The following is a 721-nucleotide window of genomic DNA, read 5'->3' as shown; positions in this document are numbered from 1 at the left end:
CGTGGCATGCGGGTGGGTCGACTTGATGAGTGCCGCAACACCCACGACGTGCGGTGTCGCCATCGACGTACCGGACATGTAGCCCCAGGTGCCGCCCGGCAGGGTACCGAGGATGGAGCCGTTGGTCGCGGGCGGGGCGGGGGGCTGGTAGGACGTGGCGTCGCCGCCGGGCGCGGCGATGTCGATGGTGCCGAGTCCGTAGTTGGAGTACGACGACTTCAGGCCCTTGGCGCCGGTGGCCGCCACCGTCACGACGCCCGGCAGCTCGGTGGGGATGTCGTTGCAGATGGACGGGTCGATCTCGCGGGGGTACGGCCTGGTGTCGTTCGGGCTGGCCAGGTCGGTGAGGTGGCCGGAAGCGAGGTCGTACGACTCGTTGCCGGCCGCCGCGACGTTGACCGTGCCCTTCTTCTCCGCGTACTGCGAGGCCCGGGTGATGGCGTCGGCCAGCGCCTTCTGGTCCGGGTCGTCGGCGCAGTTGAAGTACCACGGGTCGGTGTAATAGCTGTTGTTGGTGACGTCCACGCCGTGCTCGGCGGCCCAGACGAAGCCGCAGACGACCGCCTCGGTGTAGAAGAAGCCCTGCGGGTTCGCGACCTTGATGCCGGCCACCTTCACGCCCGGGGCGACCCCGGCCATTCCGATGCCGTTCTTGGCTGCTGCTATCTCGCCGGCGACGTGGGTGCCGTGTGGGCTCTCGCCGTCGGCGGGGCGCCATGCC

The 721-nt window shown here is 69.8% G+C and carries 1 protein-coding gene; it reads right to left on the bottom strand.

The window, feature by feature from the left end; all coding sequences use genetic code 11:
* The coding region (locus NQO67_RS43495; protein ID WP_255956196.1) for a S8 family serine peptidase at positions 1-721 on the bottom strand (721 nt) is incomplete at both ends.

This window comes from Streptomyces odontomachi, assembly GCF_024435355.1.
GTDB lineage: Bacteria > Actinomycetota > Actinomycetes > Streptomycetales > Streptomycetaceae > Streptomyces > Streptomyces odontomachi.
This window is presented reverse-complemented; position numbering and strand designations above follow the sequence as displayed.